Annotated in this window: 21 protein-coding genes and 1 pseudogene; 3 read left to right on the forward strand and 19 right to left on the reverse strand. The window is 43.2% G+C overall.

Features of this window, described 5'->3' with window-relative positions; all coding sequences use genetic code 11:
• Positions 1 to 18: 18 nt before the first annotated feature.
• The 6 genes and pseudogenes from CSV63_RS16895 to CSV63_RS11345 form a co-directional block, all read right to left on the reverse strand.
• Entirely contained in the window at positions 19 to 945 is a 927-nt protein-coding gene (locus CSV63_RS16895) for a DUF2207 family protein (protein WP_099695898.1), read from the reverse strand.
• Positions 915 to 1,661 (reverse strand): annotated as a pseudogene (locus CSV63_RS16900) (DUF2207 domain-containing protein). The gene CSV63_RS16895 and the pseudogene CSV63_RS16900 overlap by 31 nt, the downstream one beginning before the upstream one ends.
• Positions 1,662 to 1,821: 160 nt before the next feature.
• Positions 1,822 to 2,979, reverse strand: a complete 1,158-nt coding sequence (gene tnpB / locus CSV63_RS11330) for an IS200/IS605 family element RNA-guided endonuclease TnpB (RefSeq protein WP_099695900.1) — start codon at positions 2,977 to 2,979, stop codon at positions 1,822 to 1,824.
• A gap of 242 nt (positions 2,980 to 3,221) precedes the next feature.
• Positions 3,222 to 3,716 (reverse strand): DUF1648 domain-containing protein, encoded by a 495-nt coding sequence (locus CSV63_RS11335; RefSeq protein WP_099695901.1) that lies wholly within the window; start codon positions 3,714 to 3,716, stop codon positions 3,222 to 3,224.
• 16 nt (positions 3,717 to 3,732) lie between these two features.
• The gene (locus CSV63_RS11340; RefSeq protein ID WP_099695902.1) at positions 3,733 to 4,119 is read right to left on the reverse strand and encodes a hypothetical protein; all 387 of its coding nucleotides are present in this window, start codon (positions 4,117 to 4,119) and stop codon (positions 3,733 to 3,735) included.
• Between the two features lie 82 nt (positions 4,120 to 4,201).
• Entirely contained in the window at positions 4,202 to 5,398 is a 1,197-nt protein-coding gene (locus CSV63_RS11345) for a class I SAM-dependent rRNA methyltransferase (protein ID WP_099695903.1), read from the reverse strand.
• A gap of 396 nt (positions 5,399 to 5,794) precedes the next feature.
• Between CSV63_RS11345 and CSV63_RS11350 the strand changes: the two genes are divergently transcribed.
• Positions 5,795 to 6,532, forward strand: a complete 738-nt coding sequence (locus CSV63_RS11350; RefSeq protein WP_099695904.1) for an MBL fold metallo-hydrolase — start codon at positions 5,795 to 5,797, stop codon at positions 6,530 to 6,532.
• 579 nt (positions 6,533 to 7,111) lie between these two features.
• Here CSV63_RS11350 and CSV63_RS11355 read toward each other — a convergent pair.
• From CSV63_RS11355 to CSV63_RS11405, 11 genes are all read right to left on the reverse strand, one after another.
• Positions 7,112 to 7,942, reverse strand: a complete 831-nt coding sequence (locus tag CSV63_RS11355) for an undecaprenyl-diphosphate phosphatase (protein WP_099695995.1) — start codon at positions 7,940 to 7,942, stop codon at positions 7,112 to 7,114.
• 273 nt (positions 7,943 to 8,215) lie between these two features.
• On the reverse strand, positions 8,216 to 8,851 hold the full coding sequence (locus tag CSV63_RS11360; protein ID WP_099636127.1) for a response regulator: 636 nt from the start codon (positions 8,849 to 8,851) through the stop codon (positions 8,216 to 8,218).
• The gene (locus CSV63_RS11365; protein WP_099695905.1) at positions 8,826 to 9,869 is read right to left on the reverse strand and encodes a sensor histidine kinase; all 1,044 of its coding nucleotides are present in this window, start codon (positions 9,867 to 9,869) and stop codon (positions 8,826 to 8,828) included. Before CSV63_RS11365 ends, CSV63_RS11360 begins: the two co-directional genes overlap by 26 nt.
• A complete protein-coding gene (liaF, locus tag CSV63_RS11370; protein ID WP_099636125.1) occupies positions 9,866 to 10,567 on the reverse strand; it encodes a cell wall-active antibiotics response protein LiaF in 702 nt (233 codons plus the stop codon). Before liaF ends, CSV63_RS11365 begins: the two co-directional genes overlap by 4 nt.
• Before the next feature lie 50 nt (positions 10,568 to 10,617).
• Positions 10,618 to 11,250 carry a PspA/IM30 family protein gene (locus CSV63_RS11375; RefSeq protein ID WP_099695906.1) on the reverse strand — a complete coding sequence of 211 codons (633 nt, stop codon included), beginning with the start codon at positions 11,248 to 11,250 and terminating at the stop codon, positions 10,618 to 10,620.
• Between the two features lie 15 nt (positions 11,251 to 11,265).
• Positions 11,266 to 11,610, reverse strand: a complete 345-nt coding sequence (locus CSV63_RS11380; RefSeq protein WP_099695907.1) for a lmo0954 family membrane protein — start codon at positions 11,608 to 11,610, stop codon at positions 11,266 to 11,268.
• A gap of 247 nt (positions 11,611 to 11,857) precedes the next feature.
• Positions 11,858 to 12,319, reverse strand: a complete 462-nt coding sequence (locus tag CSV63_RS11385) for a DinB family protein (protein ID WP_099695908.1) — start codon at positions 12,317 to 12,319, stop codon at positions 11,858 to 11,860.
• A gap of 55 nt (positions 12,320 to 12,374) precedes the next feature.
• Positions 12,375 to 12,737: a hypothetical protein gene (locus CSV63_RS11390; RefSeq protein WP_099695909.1), complete on the reverse strand. Its 363-nt coding sequence runs from the start codon at positions 12,735 to 12,737 to the stop codon at positions 12,375 to 12,377.
• A 148-nt stretch (positions 12,738 to 12,885) separates the two neighbouring features.
• Entirely contained in the window at positions 12,886 to 15,084 is a 2,199-nt protein-coding gene (locus CSV63_RS11395) for a sensor histidine kinase (protein WP_099695910.1), read from the reverse strand.
• Positions 15,084 to 15,263: a hypothetical protein gene (locus CSV63_RS11400; RefSeq protein ID WP_099695911.1), complete on the reverse strand. Its 180-nt coding sequence runs from the start codon at positions 15,261 to 15,263 to the stop codon at positions 15,084 to 15,086. The genes CSV63_RS11395 and CSV63_RS11400 overlap by 1 nt, the downstream gene beginning before the upstream one ends.
• Entirely contained in the window at positions 15,241 to 15,930 is a 690-nt protein-coding gene (locus CSV63_RS11405; protein WP_099695912.1) for a response regulator transcription factor, read from the reverse strand. The genes CSV63_RS11400 and CSV63_RS11405 overlap by 23 nt, the downstream gene beginning before the upstream one ends.
• Before the next feature lie 296 nt (positions 15,931 to 16,226).
• On the opposite strand from CSV63_RS11405, the gene CSV63_RS11410 reads away from it, so the two are divergent.
• Positions 16,227 to 16,409, forward strand: coding sequence for a hypothetical protein (locus CSV63_RS11410; protein ID WP_099695913.1), 183 nt, complete (start codon positions 16,227 to 16,229; stop codon positions 16,407 to 16,409).
• Positions 16,410 to 16,630: 221 nt separating this feature from the next.
• Here CSV63_RS11410 and CSV63_RS16645 read toward each other — a convergent pair whose 3' ends face one another.
• Positions 16,631 to 16,807, reverse strand: a complete 177-nt coding sequence (locus tag CSV63_RS16645; RefSeq protein WP_099627696.1) for a hypothetical protein — start codon at positions 16,805 to 16,807, stop codon at positions 16,631 to 16,633.
• A 369-nt stretch (positions 16,808 to 17,176) separates the two neighbouring features.
• Here CSV63_RS16645 and CSV63_RS11420 point away from each other — a divergent pair, with 369 nt between their 5' ends.
• Positions 17,177 to 18,664 carry a glycine betaine uptake BCCT transporter gene (locus tag CSV63_RS11420; RefSeq protein WP_099695914.1) on the forward strand — a complete coding sequence of 496 codons (1,488 nt, stop codon included), beginning with the start codon at positions 17,177 to 17,179 and terminating at the stop codon, positions 18,662 to 18,664.
• Positions 18,665 to 18,710: 46 nt separating this feature from the next.
• Here CSV63_RS11420 and CSV63_RS11425 read toward each other — a convergent pair whose 3' ends face one another.
• Positions 18,711 to 19,991 (reverse strand): O-acetylhomoserine aminocarboxypropyltransferase/cysteine synthase family protein, encoded by a 1,281-nt coding sequence (locus CSV63_RS11425; protein WP_099695915.1) that lies wholly within the window; start codon positions 19,989 to 19,991, stop codon positions 18,711 to 18,713.
• Between the last annotated feature and the right edge of the window lie 74 nt (positions 19,992 to 20,065).

The following is a 20,065-nucleotide window of genomic DNA, read 5'->3' on the forward strand; positions in this document are numbered from 1 at the left end:
TCACTCCTTTTACTTACCTTAAAACGCACCTGATCCACCACCTCCGCCACCCGTTCCGCCTCCGCTGCTACTACTATCACTGCTTGGAGCGTTGTGCGATACATTGGTCGATGCTTGATTGAAAGAACCGGCGAGGAACATAGGATTATAGACAACGCCTCCGTAATAGAAGTTTTCGTGCTGAGCGTCTCCCGTACCCTGTCGATATCTTTCATCATAACGAGTGCGATTTTGATCAAGTTGCTTCTGGGCACTGACGAAGTCCTTATAATACGCGTCTAGTTCAGGATGCTTCACGCCTACTCCGTAAATCAATACACGGAATCGATCATCAAGCGATAAGCCTTCCCATTTATTCGTACTTAGTTCTCGCATCCATTGATCCACTCGCTCCCACTCCTGCTTCCGCAGCGTCCCTTCATAATTGTACGGACTGTAAAACAATGCGAATCCGAATGCAACCAATGTCAACATCGCCACAATGACTAGTTGCATATACAATTCATAATAGACAAAGGTGATAGCGAACCCGATTCCGAGCACGCCGATCAAGCTTAGGATTATGCGTTCTTTCGTAGTCTTGACCTTCACTTCAAATTGATTCAATTCTGCTTGTAAAAGATCCTTCCACAAGCTAAACTTCTTATCAAATGCTTGATAATTCTTCTTTTCTTTTGTGTAACTTTTCAACTCATTCAATGTAAACTTTTTATCGTGGCCGATTTGGAAAAATAATAGCTGAATCAATGCCTTCTCATGTTCTAATTTGACGTTCGCATCGACCAGCTCAAATTTCTCGTCGGACACTTGTTTCACATGTCCTTTTCGAACGAGATCAAGGAGTGCTGCAGACATCAGCTCAACCGAGGCTACACCATTTTTGAAAAGAAGTACTGCCGGTAAGCTCATATCATTCACTGGAACGTAGAAACCATTCGATTCCATTTGATAGTGCGCTTCCTTGACATATTTTTTCTTCTCACATTCGCAAAAAATCCGATCAAACCGACGCCAAGAATACCTGCCGCTACACTCACACCACCCACAGTGCCCATAACCTTTTGGTTTTCAATGAACTCCTGCCGTAGCATAGCAGCTATTTCTTGATCCTTCTTCACTGCCGAACGGATGTCGCCATCTACTGCGGTCATTGCGGGAAATAAAGACGGCTCGTAAACCACGCGAATATCCCCATTGTCTCCCGCACGGACTTCCCCTAATGAAAATATGACCGTTCCATCGGGTTGCACTTTTCCTGTCTCTTCCGCACTGTCATAGCCGATGAACATCACGTCAGACGCTGGACTAAGAGGCACGATCGTAATCGTCATATTGCCATAATCGGTTTCATTACGACGGTCGAAAAATGGCCAGTAAAACTGCGCGCCATCTGCATACTTTTCCATTCCATTTCTAATGGTGTACTGCAAATCGAAGACAATGACTTCGCTGTCTCCTTTGCGATGTACCCGATATTCCGTGTTATGTTTCTCAATCCTTAACTCTTTACCCTTTTCAGAGGCTTTAAAGCCCTCAATTGAAGCTCCTCGTTTTGGTTGAATTTCTCAAATGATCCCGTTAAATTCGCTGTCAAAATTATAGGTATGCTGCTCCGTTACCTGGACGGTGCCATCCGGTTCCAACTGTGCGTTGATTTTCACATCCGAAATGCTGAAATCTACAGCCCCTACTGTCGTCGGCAGAACAAGGAAAGCTAGTAATGTGACAAGTAACAGTTTCCATTTCTTGAACTACTCCCACTTTCACTGTGTTTAGAAGAGGGAGATTCCTAAGAACACCAGCTTAACTACTAGTTATGGATTAGGCGATCCCCGCAGTCCCTGCGGTTCGAAGTCTGATGGCTTCGTTTTTAAGGTTGATACTTGCGTTCAGATCCCGGTCATGATGGCATCCGCAATTCGGACAGTCCCATTCACGTAAGGCAAGATGCTTCACTTCTTGGTTTCTAGCCCCACATCCCGAACAAAGCTGGCTGGAAGGAAATATTTTTCCAACGACTACCACGTGTTTGCCATACCATTTCGCCTTATATTCCAGCATGGAACGAAACTGTGACCAGCTCACGTCGCTGATTGCTTTCGCCAATTTTGGGTTTTTAAGCAGTTTGGCTACTTGCAAATCCTCGATTCCGATGACATCGTGATTTTTGATGATTTCGGTTGATCGTTTATGCAAGTAATCTTTTCTTTTATTGGCGATCGTTTCTTGGATGCGTGCGACTACGATCCGTTGTTTCTGATAATTTTTCGCGTCGCTCAATAGACACGATCTTTTACGAGCCGATTCCTTCCGCCTCGAAAGAATCCGCTCTGCTTTCGCTAATTTTTTCTCCATCGATCGAAAGAACTTTAGGTTTTCGTATACCGTTCCGTCTGACAAGATAGCGAAATCCTTCAGCCCGACATCCATCCCTACGGAAGAGTTGGTCTTAGGCAGTTCGGACACTGTCGTTTCTACCAGGACGGATACAAAATACTTACCAGTGGCAGTACGTCGGATGGTCGCATTCATGATTCGTCCATCTACTTCTCGACTTTTGACTAGCTTTACCCAACCGAGCTTTGGGAGTTTAATGGCATGGTCTACAATGGCGATATTACCGTTCGTTTGTTTGGTTGTATACGATTGAATGTGATGACTTTTCAATTTAAAGCGTGGAATAGCATTTTGTTTCTTGAAAAATCTTTCAAAAGCGTCCGCTAGATTTTTCAAGGAAGACTGAAGAGCAATACTATCGACTTCTTTCAGCCAAATCGTATCTTCTTGCTTTTTTAATCGTGTTAATTCAGCAGAACAGATGCCATAGGAAAGCCCTTTGCCAGTTTCCTTAAAGGTGTGTTCCCACTTGGACAAAAAGTGATTAAAGACAAACCGGCTGCAGCCAATGGTCTTGGCGATCAACACCTGCTGTTCTTTCGTTGGATAGATTCGGAACCGAAACGCTTTGTGAATCAGCATGAAGTGCACCTCCACCGCATAGAACGTATGTTTCTATTATAGCAGACTGATGCGCTTTTTGGCTAGCGCCAACCGACATGCATTTCCCGCTTACTCATTGGACCGTGCCCGATTCATTCCTTGAGGCGGAAGTCTTCTGTCGGAAAAAAGTAAAAAAATCACCTCTTATCATGAGTATACGATAGGAGGTGATCAATAGATTCATTTATTGGCAGAACTTTGGGAATATAATTCAGGCATGACTATAATTTCAGTACTTTATAAAAATAAACACCTATCGCACCAAATAGTAGTACAAGTAGCGTGATGAGGATAGGCGCGTTCAATGAATCGATTCGAGCCAAAGCGATATCGACAGACTGCCATAGTAGAAAGACAACTACTAGTGTAGAAAGGTTTTTGATGACATTCATGAATAGCACGCCATAGCGGTACTGGATTTCTACGTTGTCAGGACGCAAATTCATATAGTTAAACATATACGGATACTTCTCCACTATCCATAAACCTACCCACATAACGATGCCAATGACTGACAACAGCAGTAATTCTATTTTCGAACCATAACGATCTACTTCCCCATTCGCTCCAAAATGCGCAGGAATACGATCAGGCAATTGATTCCACTGCAATAGTAAATAGACGAGAGCAGCAGCGAATAAAGCGATCACCAACACATCGAACGCTTTTGCAATAGCAGGCTTCTCTATGTCTAGCTTCGGTTTTTTCGTCTCCATACCCTCGCCACCTTATTTAGGATTCCGTTGCACTCGTCATTTCGAATACGTCAAAAACGTTCTCTTGAATATTAAGCGACATAATCTTGCCTTGCTTCTCATAGAAATGGATAGATCCTCTGCGGTCTTCCACCATTTCCGTCCAGCCCCATTCTTCAATAGTACGCAAATAATGATCTGGCGGATTGCCTTCCGAGTCACCGATTCCCTTCAACTTATATTTCGCTGATTTAGAAATCTTCCCTATGCAATCTTCTGCTTTCACTTCATACGCTTCTTTCGGAACAGGAAATCCTTGATTGATGATGGCCATGCGGTAGCCGTCTTCTTGACTATATGCATTGGAACAGCCCATTAGCACCAAAACAGACACCATGGCCATCAGCGCAAGTATTTGCTTCATATGTTTACCTCCCGTTTCACGACTTCATTGAATCCATCGTACTAGGAAATATTGACATTGTCACCTTACTTTTTGTGACGAATTAACGTAACTTCTGCACAATCACTACTTTTAAATAGTTAAATTCAGGATAGTCCCGTGGCGTACGGAAGTCCCTCGGTAATGTGGATTCTTCCAGTACTTTATAACGCATACCTGTCTCTTTGAAAGCTTGCTCTATGAAGCCTTTAAACTTCTTCATACTGAAGCTCGCGTTATTTGTAGAAGCGACGATAATACCGTTTTTCTCCGTGACCGCAATCGCTTCTTTCATCAACATAGGATAATCTTTCGCTGTACTAAATGTATACTTCTTCGAACGCGCAAAGCTCGGTGGATCGAGCACGACTAGTCCGAATTTCATGTCATGACGCTTCGCGTAACGGAAATAGTCAAAGACATCCATCACTTTAATATCCTGCTGCTCATAATCGATACCGTTGACACTGAATTGCTCGATTGTCTTCGCGACACTACGCTTCGCCAAATCCACATTCGTCGTTTTCTTCGCTCCACCTAAAACAGCTGCAACCGAAAACGCTCCCGTATACGAAAACGTATTCAACACTTCGCGACCTTCTGAATACTTGTCACGAATCGCCTCACGTACATCGCGCTGATCAAGGAAAACTCCAGTCATCGCGCCATCATTCAAATCAATCGCAAAGTTCATACCGTTCTCCTTAACAATAATCGGAAAATCTCCAGGCGTTCCTTTGACAAAATCATCCTGCTCGACATACTGCCCCTTCGAATCAAAACGTTTCTTCTCGTATACCGCTTTATAGTCCCCACGCTTATCCAGAACATTATAAACGTGGTGGCGGAACGCATAAATGCCTTCACTGTACCAGCTGACCATATAATAGCCGTCGAAATAATCGATCGTCAAACCACCGATTCCATCGCCTTCCCCATTAAATAAACGGTAAGCCGTTGTATCTGGATCATTCGCATACGACGCACGACGCTCAAAGGCAGTCGCCATTTTTTGATCGAAGAAATCAAAGTCAATCTCTTCTTTTTCATTCGAAGTCAGCACCCAGCCGATTCCTTTATTTTGTATTCCATAATACCCCGTAGCCAAATATTTATGGTAGCGATCCGTCAATCGAATCAAACTACCTTCCTTCGCCTGAATCTCGCTAGTCATCACCGCATCCTTCAAAATCAAAGGATATCCCTTCTTCAAAGCCACCGCGCCCTGTGCATTCAACTGTATTTCAACTAATTTACTCATATCGTCATCCTCAAAGCGTATTTTCTCTATTATCGCATGGATGAACCAAAAGTGGAAGGTGGCGTTTAGAGTTGGCAGGCATAAGGCGAAGATGCGAAGCGGCGCTTTTTGCCGCACAGCAGCTTTGACTTATGACCCGAGACTCTGCCACCTGCAACTAGATGAACCAAAAGTGGAAGCGGCTCGTCAGGATCGACAGGCATAAGACGGGCTGGACTTGAGGCGCTCTTTGCCTCACGACCAGCACGACTTATGACCCGAGATCCTAGCCGCTGCAACTGGATGAACCAAAAGTGGAAGCAGCTCGTCGGCAACCCAAAAACCCTTTTTTTACGACTTTTACTTCCCTTTCACTTACAATGAAAGGACTAAAATATCCAAAAAGGAGGAATTCACATGAACATCATCCCTTTAGGCATCTGGGGCGGCTACCCGAAAGCGAACAGCGCCACCTCTTCATTTCTCATTGAACACGAAGGATTCCACTGCCTGTTCGACTGTGGCAGTGGCGTTCTATCTTCCTTGCAAAACTACATCACACTCGACCAACTCGATGCAGTCGTCATCAGCCACTATCACGCGGATCACATAGCGGACATCGGCAGTCTGCAATACAGCCGCTTGATTCAGTATTACCTCGGTCAACCGTCACCTGTCTTGCCGATTTACAGCCACGCACAAGACAAAGAACAATTTGAGAAACTGTCGTATAAAAATCAAACACAAGGTATCGAAATTCAGGAAGACCAGTCCGTACAAATCGGTCCATTTACCGTGACATTTTGTCCAACGATCCATCCCGTCTACTGCCTTGCAATGAAGTTTACGGTGGAAGGCAAGTCCGTGGTTTTCACTGCCGATACGGAATGGTCCGACAAGCTCGTGGCATTCGCACAACAAGCAGATATTATTTTCTGCGAGGCCAATCTATACGAAGAACACCTCGGCAAATCACCGGGTCATCTAGCAGGCAGCCAAGCAGGAACACTTGCGCAGCAAGCAAAAGTGGGTCAACTCGTCCTTACCCATCTTCCACATCATGGTGATATTCATGAGATATTGAATGAAGCGGGGAAAACGTTCAGTGGTTTGGTGGAAATTGCAGAAGTAGGAAAAAGGTATACAGTAATTTAAAGCCGGAACAGTAAACTGGTGAGTATGAAGGGATAGCAACTCCAGATAGGGGACGCTTTCCCACGGGCTCTCGGTGAGCCAACCAGGTCGCAAGCTCCCTTTTGGTTGTCTCTCCTGTCGAGCTGATCCATCGGGAAGAGCCGTAACGAAGAACGGCTTTTGCGAGTAAAAGCGAAGCGTTAGGAGCACATCTTTGCACTTGCCACCAACTTCCTCTTCCATCCTAATTTTGATAGTAAAAGGATTTAGAACACTCACTGGCAGTAAAATGCGAATTATTGTTTTTCTTACATTTATCTATGGTCAAAAACAGAAATGATTACAACACTAACTTTATTGAACTTTGATATGTATCTCCCACTCATTTTGCAGGGATTGGAGCGGCAGGCGGCGACTCTAGGAGGATCAGTGGGACAGGTGAAACACCCAGCGAGCGAAGCGAAGGGGTGTGGTTCACCGCCCACCCTCCAGAACGCGTCCGCCTAGAGCGCAAATCCCCTCCCCTATCCCCCGTCAACCTATCTTATTTCATTCCACAAAAAACGACCTCTGCACATCCCGCAAAGGTCGTCTCACTTTTTATAAAAACACAATCACGGCCAAGATTGCTGCCAACACGAGACGATAAATCGCAAATGGCATCAACTTGACTTTCGAAATCAACGTCAAGAAGAAACGAATAGAAATCAGCGCAAATACAAACGCACTCAAGAAACCTACTACGTAGAATCCTAAGTCATCCATCGACATATACTCCCAGTTCTTCAACACCGACACCAGACTCGCACCCATCATAATCGGGACCGCCATGATGAACGTAAAATCAGCAGCCGTCCGGTGATTCATCCCGAACAATACACCACCGGAAATCGTCGCACCCGATCGTGAAAATCCAGGCCACAACGACAAACACTGAACCAGTCCAACTGTAAACGCCTGTTTATATGTAATTTGATCTAGCGTCTGTACACGTGGATTTTTTGGCCCAAACTTATCCGCAGCAATCATCAGCACCGCCCCTGCAACTAACGCAAAAATAACGGTTTCCACGCCGAATAAATAATCATCAATCAAATCTTTAAATGCAAAACCGAAAATGACAGCGGGTAACATTCCAACGATCACGTGTAGTAAATTGAAACGCTCGCTCATCTTGACTCCGCTATCTACATTATACAAACCGACCAAACTAAATAACCGTTTCCAAAATACTACGACAACAGCTAAAATTGAACCGAGTTGAATCACGATCTTAAATGTAATAGCAGGATATTTCCCAAGGAATTCTTCCGTCTTTAACCACATATCATCGACAATAATCAAATGACCTGTCGAGGAAACGGGCGCGAATTCCGTCATTCCTTCTACGAATCCTAAAATTAGCGCTTTAATTAAATCAAATAATTCCATATGACTCTCTTTCCGCGAAGGCTCCCCTTCTGCTATTCTATTTTCTTTTATCCAGTCTATCATGACGTAACGAACAGTGGATAAGTTTCCGGCAGAATATTTTTTATCCACATGTGCATACATGACGTTTTCACATACAAAGGAATACTTATGCACATAGTACGTGGATAGATTGTGGAAAAGTTCATAACTTCAGACTATTCTAACTAAATTCGTTGCTTATCCACAGTTTTATCGTCTATCTATTGATATGCCGCGGCTCATACTTGTAGACTAGTAATCCGTTAATTTATTTTGAAACGCATAAATAACCGCTTGAGTGCGGTCTTGGACTTCTAATTTGGATAATAGATTACTGACGTGAGTTTTCACCGTTTTTAACGCAATGAATAGTTCATCCGCAATTTCCTGATTAGATTTACCTTTAGCCAATAATAATAAGACTTCGAGTTCGCGATCGGTTAAGTCTTCATGCAAGGCATGCGTCTTGCCACTGCGCATTTTCGTCATCATTTTAGATGTCACTTCAGGCTCAAGCACGGTTTGTCCCTGCATGGTGTCTCTAATCGCATCCGCCACGCGCTTCGCATTGGATGTTTTCAAAATATAACTGACAGCTCCCGCTTCGAGTGCAGGGTATAATTTATCATCATCGAGGAAGCTCGTGACGATAATTACCTTCGCTTCCGGCCACTTGGCGATAATCTCAGCAGTTGCCTCGGCGCCATTCATCACAGGCATGACCATGTCCATCAGAATAATATCCGGACGTAAATCCAGTGCTTTTACGACACCTACCTGACCATTTTCTGCTTCCGCAATTACTTCAATATCCGGTTGCATCTGCAAATACGTCGATACGCCAATGCGCACCATTTCATGATCATCTACCAACAGCACTCGAATCATCCACCAGCTCCCCTTTCAAAATCGGTAATTTCACTTCTACGATCGTTCCTTGAGACGGTACCGAGACAATCTTACAACTACCGCCAATCTCAATCGCCCGTTCTTTCACATTCTGCAGACCATACGATCCGCCTTTCCCTGCGTCCTGCTTAAATCCAACGCCATTGTCTTGCACACGTAAAATCGCCAATCCATCCCGTTCGATTAATAATATTTCTACTTCCGTTGCCTTTGCATGGCGAAGTGTATTCGATAACGTTTCTTGTGCAATCCGGAATAAATGATCTTCCGCACCTTTGGATAGCACGATATCTTCTAAACGATGTGTAATATCGAACGTCACTTTTTCCTGTAATTCACTCAATAATTCTTCGAGACCTTCGGCAAGCGTCTGATTATGCAGTGCAGCAGGACGTAAATGGAGAAGCAATGCCCGCATTTCTAATTGTGCCTGCTGAACCATTCGTTCCACTTGCAGTAACGGCTTGCGGATTGGTCCTTCTTCCGCTTGTTCCGCTAGCGCTGATAACAGCATTGAGGCTGCGAACAATTGTTGGGAGACAGAATCATGCAGCTCCCTTGCTAATCTTTGACGTTCTTCTATAATACGTTCTTGAATGATTTGATCTTGTGTCTCGACACGCTCATCCGTAATTTTACGCAAACTGTTTCGCTGTGCTTCAAGTACTTCATATAACTGTTCAATAGAACGATTCGTTTGTTTTTTCATTTTATTCGAGCTCGTAAACTCTTGTTTAGCATACAAATCCTGTAGTTTTCCAATAATGATATTCTCTTTCATCCTACTGTTTAGGCTGATCCAGCTTGCGATTCCTAAACTTATGACGAAAATCGTCGTGAACAACCAGGCCAACAACGGCATATCCGCAGCTTCTGTATCGAGTAGCAACCTCTGATAGTCAGCGATAGATACATCAATGAACAAATAGAAGAAGACCGCGACGATCGTACTAAACATCAGCGTCAAGAGAATGGTGCGACCAATGATTGCCTTCATTTTCTACGCACCTCCACGTCACCGATCCACGTAAATACTGAAATAATCAACTCGGGATCATTCGGCCGTTTCGTTTCATAGCCGTCATGTTCTTGTATAGTTTCATTAAATAGTTGCTGTGGAACGTTGCCTAACAAATTCGCTTCACCATATAACGTGGCATAATGAATGCGTACCGGAATATCGTACGGCAGTTCAATACGCACTTTACCGAAGATTTGCCGAACCGAAATAAAGGAAGCCCCTTTAGGCAATACCGTATCCGTCACATCGACATGCACATCACCGAAAAACCCTTGCATATGAATATCTTCCCACTCATACGTCGAGAATGGAGTGGATTGGACCGAAAACAAGCGGTTCCTCCACATACCTTGCGATCGTCTAACACGAGGCTTTTGCAAATCGCCAAAGACTTCACTGGCCGGCGTGCCTTTCCATAATTTCATGATAATATACAAAACAATGGCTAAAATCAGCAGACGTACACTCCATAATGTCAGAAGCGCAATCACTATAAAGACAATACCTGTGATCGCTGTCCATTTTCCACGTTTTCGATAGCCATAATCGAGGAATCCCCAACCGAGAAGGAGGAAGATGAAATTACCATTTGAAAACACCATGGATTCGACGAAAGCAATCGTCAAAAGCGCAAGTACATATACTGAAACTTTAGTAGAATCCCTCTTAGCCATTTCATTCTCTCCCTTCTCGATAGAGGAAGCGTAATGCTTCCTCTTATAGTTTACACAATATCTTGAGATTTTGCGTTAGATTTCTCTAATGAATCCAAACGTTGCTCCATTGACGAATGTGATTGTGTCGTTCTTGTTTCACCGCCAAGATTTTCGATGTACGAATGCAAGTCATCTAGTGTTGAAAATGAACTATCTGGCTTGACGAATCGATTCATCTTTTCCTGCGCGCGCGTCACGTTCTCTTTGCCCATCAATTGCAACTGGCGAACACGCATATCTTTCACACGATGCTTCATTTCTTCAAATTTCCGTTCCAATGACAGCAATTCTTGCGTAGCGTCTTGGATGCTCGCAGACAGACGGGCAACTCGTCCTTCATACGCTTCTACTTCTTGTTGTGCGAACGCAATCAACTCTGCATCTCCTGTCATTTCAGCAAGCTCCAGTTGACGACGACGTTTTATCGCCATCGAATTCGCGTCTTGACGTTCGGCTTCCAATTCTTCCTTCAGTCTTCCTTGGCGTTCAAGCAACTTCCCAATTTCCGCCGTTTGCTTTTGTGCTTCTACGAAATACTGATTTAGTAATTCTAGCGGATTTTCCTTCTTTTGCGACTTATCCATTAAACTATTCAAATCTTCTTGTAGCGTATATTTCAGTTTATGCCAAAATGCGTTCATATTACATCTCTCCTTTTATTTTGTCATTTCATTCCATTGACGTTCAAAGTTTGTGAACGGGTCATTGGATAGAACGTTCGGGTTTGCCTTGCGATCTTTCCATTTGCGGTAAACGTAATAGACTCCAATCAATGCGATGATCCCGATGAATGCACCAATATTAGAAATTGAACCAATTACACTGATGATCAAAATCGACATCCAGAATACTTTCGCGAACATCGACTGGCTCTTTCTCCAGTAGTGATAACTGACAAGCGCGATTGCTCCTGTAATGGCTAAAGCAATGATTGGACCTACGTTTAGCACAAATGCCAAACCCGCCACAATGCCTAGTAAAAATAATCCAAGTGTCTTCATGTTGATGTCCTCCCTTCATTTGTATCCTTAGTTTATAATGAATCCTTGATTTCTCCGACGGTCCCATAGCGGATTTCTGACTCAGACTTAAGGCTGAGTGTGAGTAAATCTCGACTTAGGGGGTGCCGTTGATCTGTGTTCTTCAGTATAAAAATCTAAAAGGCTTACTCCCTTACCAACGGAAGCCAATCACAAAAAAAGCCGTTCGAGAAATCATTTATGATCTCTCAAACGGCAATATCAGATATTATTTATTTGCTCTAAGTAGCCCATCAATCACACCGGCATGCAAACCTTCGTGCCAAGTAAGAAACTGCAGAACTTCATCGACAGTTTCCATCGTAATAAACGTACCGATAGAAAGCGGTGTACTCAATCGATGCGACAGCTGTTGTTCAGTTAGTTTCGAAATACGCTTACCTTGGTCTTTCATCGCTGCGATCAATTCCTCTTCAGTTGGAGCGCTACTCGGCCAAGTAGATGGACTCGTTCCCGTTGCGAAGAATTCTGCCCATTCTAATTTATCGACTGGATAGTCATTCATTGCGCGGTGAAGAAAGTCTTCAGTCAATGAATAGATATGTCCTACATTCCACCGTACTGTATTTGAAAAACCTTTAGGTTGAACGTCCCACGCGGCCTCGTCCGTCCGTTTACAAAGACTTAATGTATAACCTCTCGCCATGGAGAATTGTTGTAAAGCACCCATTCATTCCACCCTCTCTTATAATCTAAAAACAGCCTTGCACTTAGGCAGGCTGACATTACGATGGATTCTCTTCTTGCTTTTTAATATTCTTATGCTCATTCCACTGGTCATGCGCTTCATGGTTGTATTTACGATTATATTCTTCCTGATCTCCATACGGGAATTTTTCACCGGGTGTCAGATCATGATAGTTTTGGCTTGGGGATTTATTTTGACTATAAGCGGAAGGTTTATGTTCTCCCGTTTCATCCTGTGCATTTTCTCTAAATGTTACACTTGAATCAGAATCTGCTGGATCGGCAAGAGGTAGTTCATCTGGTACCACTACGCCTTCTACCGCACACTTCTCCTCATCGATCTTTTCCACTCTCGGCGTAAGATCTTTTTTGTTTGGATACTTTCCGTCAACGATTGTCATATAACCATTCCTCCCTTTCATGCTGCCCCTAATCAATAGACCGCACTCTCTATACATACCCTTATTCGCCATAAACTAAACTGATTCCTCTTAACATTTCAAAAAAGGAGTAAGATAGGAGTTTTCTCCCACCTCACTCCGCACCAATTTATCCCCCGATGACATCAATCGTCACTTTAAATAAATCCCCATCGACCTCCACTTCCATTCGGCCGCCATGTAGTTCAACAATAGATTGAGCAATAGCCAATCCTAAACCCGAACCTTCCGTTTGCCTAGACGTGTCTCCCCGCTTAAAGCGTTCGAATAATTCATCTGTCGTGTCACCAAGTTCATATTGTGCAACGTTTTTCAATACGATACGTGCATTCGATCCCACTTGTTGTAGATTGACATACACCCTCGTACCTGGCAACGAGTACTTCCATATATTGATGAACAGATTATCAAGTACTCTCCACCACTTTTGTCCGTCTACCATCGCAAAGACGGTTTCTTCAGGTAAAGTAGTTCGAATATGCAAATCTCGCTCAACGAATTCTTCCGCATGCTCTGCCAAAGCTTGTTGGATCAGCTGATTTAAATCTACACGTTGCTTCACCATTTCTACATTACCACTTGCCATTTTGGATACTTCGAATAAATCTTCTATAAGTGTTTTTAAGCGCTGTGACTTCTGATCTAGAATGCCAATGTATTTTGCACGTTCTTCCGCAGTTAACGTCTCATCTTTCAGTAAATCCGTATACGTGATAATTGAAGTAAGCGGCGTCCGCAAGTCATGGCTGACATTTGTGATTAACTCCGTTTTTAACCGCTCACTTTTCGCTTGTTCATTGATCGATACGCGAACACCTTCGCGGAGGTTATTCAAATTCGCTGCATGTTTCGCAAGCTGTGATGTACCTTTGACCGGTATTGCCTGCATCAAATGACCCGCTGCCATATCATTCGTTGCGGCCAGTATACGATTCATATAGGCTGCTTTTTTCACGAAAATGAATAATGCCGGTAGTAAAACGAACAGGACACAGAAAACATAAATGATCAAAAGCGATGGGTGCATAACTCCCCCAACCAAGCCTACGCCTGCAAGGAAAAAGATCATCAGTAACAACGAGAACTGTACACCCATCGTACGATTATTGAATATGTCTCTACTATCTTTCGCAAATTGCATCATGTAGCTTTCATGCCAATCTTTCATCAGCCGCCCTGGCTCGCTGTATAGCCTAAATACATGAACAGCTTGAAACGCCAATAATGCGGTAAACGGTACGCCAATCAATAAGAAACTGATGACTAGATCACTGATCGTTCCCAAGCGTAAGTACATAAACTGATTGAAGATATTGTAGATTGCAGATTTGAAATAAACTGTCAGAATAAATGTGTTCAGTAGCAAAAGAGCTACTTTCACATCTATTTTCCAGCGTGAATACGTTGCAGCCAATCTTGACTGCAGCACCCATTCTTTCTGGAACTTCATCACTGTACATAATGCTACGAGAGCAAGCGCACCGAGAACCCACAAGGCATATATCATATATTTTCCACGGATGAATTGATCGTTTTCCTTAGCCAATTGCCCCGACACTGTAGCATCTGATGGAATACTAACTGTTCCTTTGAAATATTGCGCAGGATTACTAATTTCCATCGCATGATTATCTATGAACGTCGACCCTTGTTCCATTGAATCATCAGAATAGCCATTGTCATACACAGCTGAGTTCGCCCTGAAATATCCTGTCGCTTCAGTAAATTGTCTTTGGAAGATTGACGTGTCCTTGACATCTCCACGCGTAAATCGCTCACCCGTTTCAACATTCACTAGATCATAAGAAATGGGAATATTCATATCTCGATTATTTTCTGTCTCCCTAATTTGACTAGCTAAAGCTTTTACCTTTTCCGAACGGATTTTGTCTTCTACATACCTATCACTATCAAAATTCTTTTGAATCTCTTCTAGTTTCGTATTTCGCTCTTTAACTAGAGCCAATAGTAACGTCTCATTTTTCTCGCTTTTCGCTTCCGCAATTCGTTCTGCGTATTGTTGCTGGATCGTATCAAGCTGTTCAGAATGTGTACCGTACCGCTGTCGGTATTCGTCAATTTCCTCTTGTGAAACCGTTATTTCTTTTTCTGCTTTTTTCAAGTCAATTGGATTCAGTACAGTAGCCGACAGATTATCGTATACCTGTTCCATTCTATAGGTAAAGTCTTCTTGATCGGTAAACGATTTACCAACAAGTTGCGGCGCATAATGAATGATGGACGGCAATGCGATCAATACTAGTGTCACGAGTGCAGACCAGATGGCCAATTTTATACTTTTGTTCATCACACGGTTCCTCCTTTAATAATTCGTCCAAAGTAATGGGTTGCCAGGTTTAATCGTTCCCAGCCGTCGAGGAAAAGATCAACCGTAAATGAAGCGCAGTACATTAGGCTTCCAAGTGCTAGCGTAATTGCAATGAGTGACCCAACCAAGCCGTTTCTATTTTTCGATTTTATAGCCAACGCCCCACACCACCTTCACATAACGCGGATTTTTCGGATCCGCTTCGATTTTCTCTCGGATTTTCCGAATATGCACCGCCACGATATTTTCTGCGTTATACGCCTGCTCATTCCACACTCGTTCATATATTTCATTAATTGAAAATACGCGTCCTGGATGTTTCATCAGCAGTTCCGTAATTTTGAATTCAATTGGAGTCAGCCGAACAGGTGACCCGTCTACGGTCAGCTCCTTTTCCTCTTCGTTCAGGACCAGTCCGTTTACTTCAATGACTTTTTGTCCTTCATACGTCCCTAACTGTACATACCGGCGAAGTTGCGATTTCACACGAGCCATCAATTCAAGCGGATGGAATGGCTTTGTGACATAATCATCTGCACCAACCGATAACCCATGGATTTTATCCGAGTCTTCCACTTTGGCACTCAACATAATAATCGGGATATTTTGCGCTTCTCGTATCTTGAATGTTGCCGTAATTCCATCCATATTCGGCATCATAATATCTAAAATCAATAAATGAATTTCATTCAACGCCAGCAACTCTAACGCTTCTTGACCATCTTTCGCTTTCAATACACGATATCCTTCGTTTCTCAAATAAATCTCAATTCCCTCACGAATTTCCTTATCGTCATCTGCTACAAGCACTGTAAACTCTGTCATGTACGTCACCTCGTCTCACTAATACCTTCATTCTACCACCCTACTCTTAACAAAGACTGAGGATAAATATGAAGAAAATCTTAAGATGGTTTCGAATGAATTCTTTTGTGCTCAATAAATTGCTTCAACCGCTCTTAAAAATCCACGGGTGCTCATAGAACATGGACAACCGCTCTATCACGCCACAGAAGCGCTCATAGGACACTTCCAACCGCTCTATGCAACGTCACAACCGCTCATAGCAGGTGTATAATCTCCAATAAGAATGCCACACTTCTATAATGGAGGTGACGAACATGCCGAACAAAAAGAATAATAAGAAGAAAAATGAGAACATGCGTGAGGAATATGGTTTTGGATATGATTTGAGTCCTGACGATTTTGATGTCATTGGACAGAACGATGCGGCTAAAAATAAAAATGCGAACTCGAAGAAAAACAAGCAGTCGGAAGGTAATCAACCGTTTAATCCCTCATAACTTTTAAAGAAGAAAGCATCGTGATCGAATATAATCATTCGCTTTTCATTCATCACAAAAAAGAGCAGCCCATTCTGGCTACTCTTTTTTGTAGTATGTACATCCGTTAACGCGGCTACTCATACAGCAACCCATAGTGTTAAGGACCGATGACAGGAATTTCTCATCGGTCTTTTTGTGAATAATGTCTAGTACAACGCACACTATACGTGTACGTCTACTTACAATTCCTGATAATCCCGCTGATAGACTCCGCCGTCTTTCACTTCTGCATGATAAAGTGCTTTCAATGCAAAGCTTTTCTCTAGCTCATGCTCTTTCATAATGGCTTTTAATTTTCTGTTTAGCTCTGGGCTATGCTTTACGAGCTGAAGCATCTTAGGCTGTGAATATTGCATGAAATCTCCTCCTCATTACCTTTGTTTCAATAGTATAACATGGCCACTGTTCCTGTTGTGTGAAAGGAGATTGTTTGTTAAGGTAGAAATCATCCATGTGTTTCATGTATACTGTCACATGCACAAGGCGACGTTTTTGGGCAAATATATGAATGGCACTACAGAAACAACTTACATATGCGACGAGATGCAAATTTTTTCGTCAATTCTATTTGTATTTGTGATGCATCCGGCAATAGACCGTCGTTTATTTAACGTTTATATGTGCGGTCAAACGGGTACTATCGACTGTATATATGCAATTTTACTCTACGGTTTCGATTATGTACTTAGCTCATTTCTTAGACTACATTCTAAATAGGAGGACCTATGAAAAAAATATCTACAACATTTTACATTACATTAGTGACTGTCATATTGGCAGTAGGATACGGCGTCATTGCCCCCACACACTTTGAAGAAATCACGTCTACTATCCAGGACTTTATTTCGGATACATTCGGCTGGTATTACTTACTGACCGTCTCCATCTTATTCTTCATTTCGGTATACTTGATATTCAGTCCGACCGGTAAAATCCGATTAGGAAAGGATAATGACAGACCACAGTTTTCCATGTTTTCATGGCTAGCGATGCTATTTTCTGCTGGTATGGGAATTGGACTCGTGTTCTACGGTGCGGCCGAACCTCTTTCGCATTACGCAGTAAGTCCCGCGACACAAGATCCTGAAACAAAAGCCGCTTATAAAGAAGCAATGCAGTCGACATTTTTCCACTGGGGTTTCCACGCTTGGTCTGTATATGGCATGACCGCTTTAGTATTGGCATATTTCCAGTTCCGCAAAAGACAACCCGGATTAATCTCTGTTACACTTCGTCCAATTTTTGGTGATCGAGTAGACGGAAAGCTCGGGACAGTCATTGACGTCTTCGCCATTTTTGCCACTGTTTTCGGTGTGGCGACATCACTTGGATTTGGAGCTGTCCAAATCAACGCCGGACTCAACTACTTATTCGGTGTATCTATAGGATTCTGGTCCCAGTTCTTTATCATTGCAGTGGTAACGGTATTATTCCTTGCATCTGCGTGGAGTGGACTTGGAAAAGGAATTAAAATTTTATCAAATGCTAACATGATTTTGGCATTGGCATTATTAGTTTTCATTATCGCACTCGGACCCACATTATTGATTTTCAACATGTTCACTGATTCCATCGGTGGCTACTTAGAAAATCTCATTCGTATGAGTTTCCGAACCGCACCACTCACACCGGAAAATCGTGCTTGGCTCAATGGTTGGACTCTATTCTACTGGTCTTGGTGGATAGCTTGGGCACCATTTGTCGGGATGTTCATAGCCCGCGTATCAAGAGGAAGGACGATTCGCGAGTTCATGATAGGCGTACTAGTTGTTCCTACTGTGCTCAGTATGATCTGGTTCACAGCATTTGGGACGACAGCAATCGAAACGCAAAAAGCTGGCATCATCGACTTAGCTTCGAGTGCAACTGAATTGACGATCTTTGAAATGTTCAGCGAGTTGCCTTTATCATTCATCATATCGCTCATTGCCATCCTGTTGATTACATCATTCTTTATCACATCAGCGGATTCCGCTACATTTGTACTCGGCATGCAGTCGTCATACGGTTCATTGACTCCACCGAATAACTTGAAAGTTGTATGGGGCATCATTCAATCTGCCATCGCAGTCATTCTTTTGTATGTCGGAGGATTGGGCGCACTGCAAAACGTCATCATTATTGCCGCCTTGCCATTCTCCATCATACTCATTATGATGGTCGTTTCGCTGTTCAAGTCACTCAAAGATGAAAAAAGTCGAATACAACGATAGTAAAGTAAAGAACACCGTCGCATTTGCGACGGTGTTCTTTTCTATATTAGTTTGCTGCTTTTTCGATAGCTTGCTTCAAATCTGCAATAATATCCTCTGCCGACTCCAGCCCTACAGATAAGCGGATTAGCTCTTCGCTAACACCTGAGTCTTTCAAATCTTCCACAGACAACTGCTGATGAGTTGTGGATGCTGGATGAATGATTAATGACTTTGCATCTCCCACATTCGCTACATGAGACCAAATTTCTACATTGTCGATTACTTGTCTTCCAGCATCGCGCCCGCCTTTGATACCAAATACGATAATGGAACCATAGCCGTTTTTCAAATGTTTATTTGCTAGTTCCGCTGTTGGATGATCTTCTAGACCCGTATATGTCACCCATTCTACTGCCGGGTGTTCTTGCAAGAATGCCGCGACTTTTTGTGCGTTCTCATTGTGGCGAGGTACGCGTAAGTGAAGGGTTTCCAAACCTTGCAACAAGTTGAATGCACTATCTGGTGACAGACATGGTCCGAAGTCTCTTAGCAATTGTACGCGCAGTTTCGTTGCGAATGCCGCAGCAGCTGTATCGATTCCGTAACGTAAGCCATGATAGGATTCATCCGGCTCTGTAAAACCTGGGAATCTACCTTGCGTCCAATCGAATTTCCCAGCATCCACTGCTACACCACCGATGGTCGTACCGTGTCCGCCAATCCATTTCGTCGCTGAGTGGATCACTACATCCGCACCGTACTCGATAGGATTTGATCCATAAGGTGACGGGAATGTATTATCTACTAGTAATGGAATGCCATTATCATGTGCGATGTTCGCAACGGCTTCGACGTCAAGAACTTGCAAACTCGGGTTACCGATGGTTTCTGCAAACAACGCTTTCGTTTTATCCGTAATAGCTGCCTCAAAGTTCTTTGGATCAGACGCGTCAACAAACTTCACGTTGATGCCATAGCGTGGTAATGTCACGGCGAATAAGTTGTATGTGCCACCGTAAAGATTGCTGGCTGCCACGATTTCATCGCCAGCTTCAGCGATGTTCATAATAGAGAAAGCAATCGCCGCCATTCCAGAAGACAACGCCACTGCAGCGGATCCACCTTCTAACTGTGCGACACGCTCTTCAAAGACAGCTACTGTCGGGTTCGTAATTCTTGTATAGATATTGCCGGCTTCTTTCAAGGCAAATAAGTTTTGTGCGTGCTCCGTGTCTCTGAATACATAAGAAGTCGTACGATGAATCGGCAAGGCACGTGAGCCTGTTTCGGGATCCGGCTTTTGCCCTCCGTGTAATAATATCGTTTCTGGCTGTAAATTCGTCATAACCATTCCCCTTTTTTATGTATTGATGGAACACCGAAACTCCTCGGACAACTTCCTCCTAGAACTAGACAAGA

The sequence above is a fragment of the Sporosarcina sp. P34 genome, from assembly GCF_002743375.1.
GTDB lineage: Bacteria > Bacillota > Bacilli > Bacillales_A > Planococcaceae > Sporosarcina.

Excerpts from the sequence above, each read along its gene's own strand:
- CSV63_RS11350 (WP_099695904.1), top strand. The coding sequence starts at position 5,795 with ATGAACATCATCCCTTTAGGCATCTGGGGCGGCTACCCGAAAGCGAAC.
- CSV63_RS11425 (WP_099695915.1), bottom strand. The coding sequence starts at position 19,991 with ATGACGAATTTACAGCCAGAAACGATATTATTACACGGAGGGCAAAAG.
- CSV63_RS11405 (WP_099695912.1), bottom strand. The coding sequence starts at position 15,930 with ATGACAGAGTTTACAGTGCTTGTAGCAGATGACGATAAGGAAATTCGT.
- CSV63_RS11360 (WP_099636127.1), bottom strand. The coding sequence starts at position 8,851 with ATGATTCGAGTGCTGTTGGTAGATGATCATGAAATGGTGCGCATTGGC.
- liaF (WP_099636125.1), bottom strand. The coding sequence starts at position 10,567 with ATGGCTAAGAGGGATTCTACTAAAGTTTCAGTATATGTACTTGCGCTT.
- CSV63_RS11340 (WP_099695902.1), bottom strand. The coding sequence starts at position 4,119 with ATGAAGCAAATACTTGCGCTGATGGCCATGGTGTCTGTTTTGGTGCTA.
- CSV63_RS11345 (WP_099695903.1), bottom strand. The coding sequence starts at position 5,398 with ATGAGTAAATTAGTTGAAATACAGTTGAATGCACAGGGCGCGGTGGCT.
- CSV63_RS11355 (WP_099695995.1), bottom strand. The coding sequence starts at position 7,942 with ATGGAATTATTTGATTTAATTAAAGCGCTAATTTTAGGATTCGTAGAA.
- CSV63_RS11390 (WP_099695909.1), bottom strand. The coding sequence starts at position 12,737 with ATGACAATCGTTGACGGAAAGTATCCAAACAAAAAAGATCTTACGCCG.
- CSV63_RS11335 (WP_099695901.1), bottom strand. The coding sequence starts at position 3,716 with ATGGAGACGAAAAAACCGAAGCTAGACATAGAGAAGCCTGCTATTGCA.
- CSV63_RS16895 (WP_099695898.1), bottom strand. The coding sequence starts at position 945 with ATGGAATCGAATGGTTTCTACGTTCCAGTGAATGATATGAGCTTACCG.
- CSV63_RS11375 (WP_099695906.1), bottom strand. The coding sequence starts at position 11,250 with ATGAACGCATTTTGGCATAAACTGAAATATACGCTACAAGAAGATTTG.
- CSV63_RS11410 (WP_099695913.1), top strand. The coding sequence starts at position 16,227 with ATGCCGAACAAAAAGAATAATAAGAAGAAAAATGAGAACATGCGTGAG.
- tnpB (WP_099695900.1), bottom strand. The coding sequence starts at position 2,979 with ATGCTGATTCACAAAGCGTTTCGGTTCCGAATCTATCCAACGAAAGAA.
- CSV63_RS11385 (WP_099695908.1), bottom strand. The coding sequence starts at position 12,319 with ATGGGTGCTTTACAACAATTCTCCATGGCGAGAGGTTATACATTAAGT.
- CSV63_RS11365 (WP_099695905.1), bottom strand. The coding sequence starts at position 9,869 with ATGAAGGCAATCATTGGTCGCACCATTCTCTTGACGCTGATGTTTAGT.
- CSV63_RS11380 (WP_099695907.1), bottom strand. The coding sequence starts at position 11,610 with ATGAAGACACTTGGATTATTTTTACTAGGCATTGTGGCGGGTTTGGCA.
- CSV63_RS11395 (WP_099695910.1), bottom strand. The coding sequence starts at position 15,084 with ATGAACAAAAGTATAAAATTGGCCATCTGGTCTGCACTCGTGACACTA.
- CSV63_RS11420 (WP_099695914.1), top strand. The coding sequence starts at position 17,177 with ATGAAAAAAATATCTACAACATTTTACATTACATTAGTGACTGTCATA.
- CSV63_RS16645 (WP_099627696.1), bottom strand. The coding sequence starts at position 16,807 with ATGCAATATTCACAGCCTAAGATGCTTCAGCTCGTAAAGCATAGCCCA.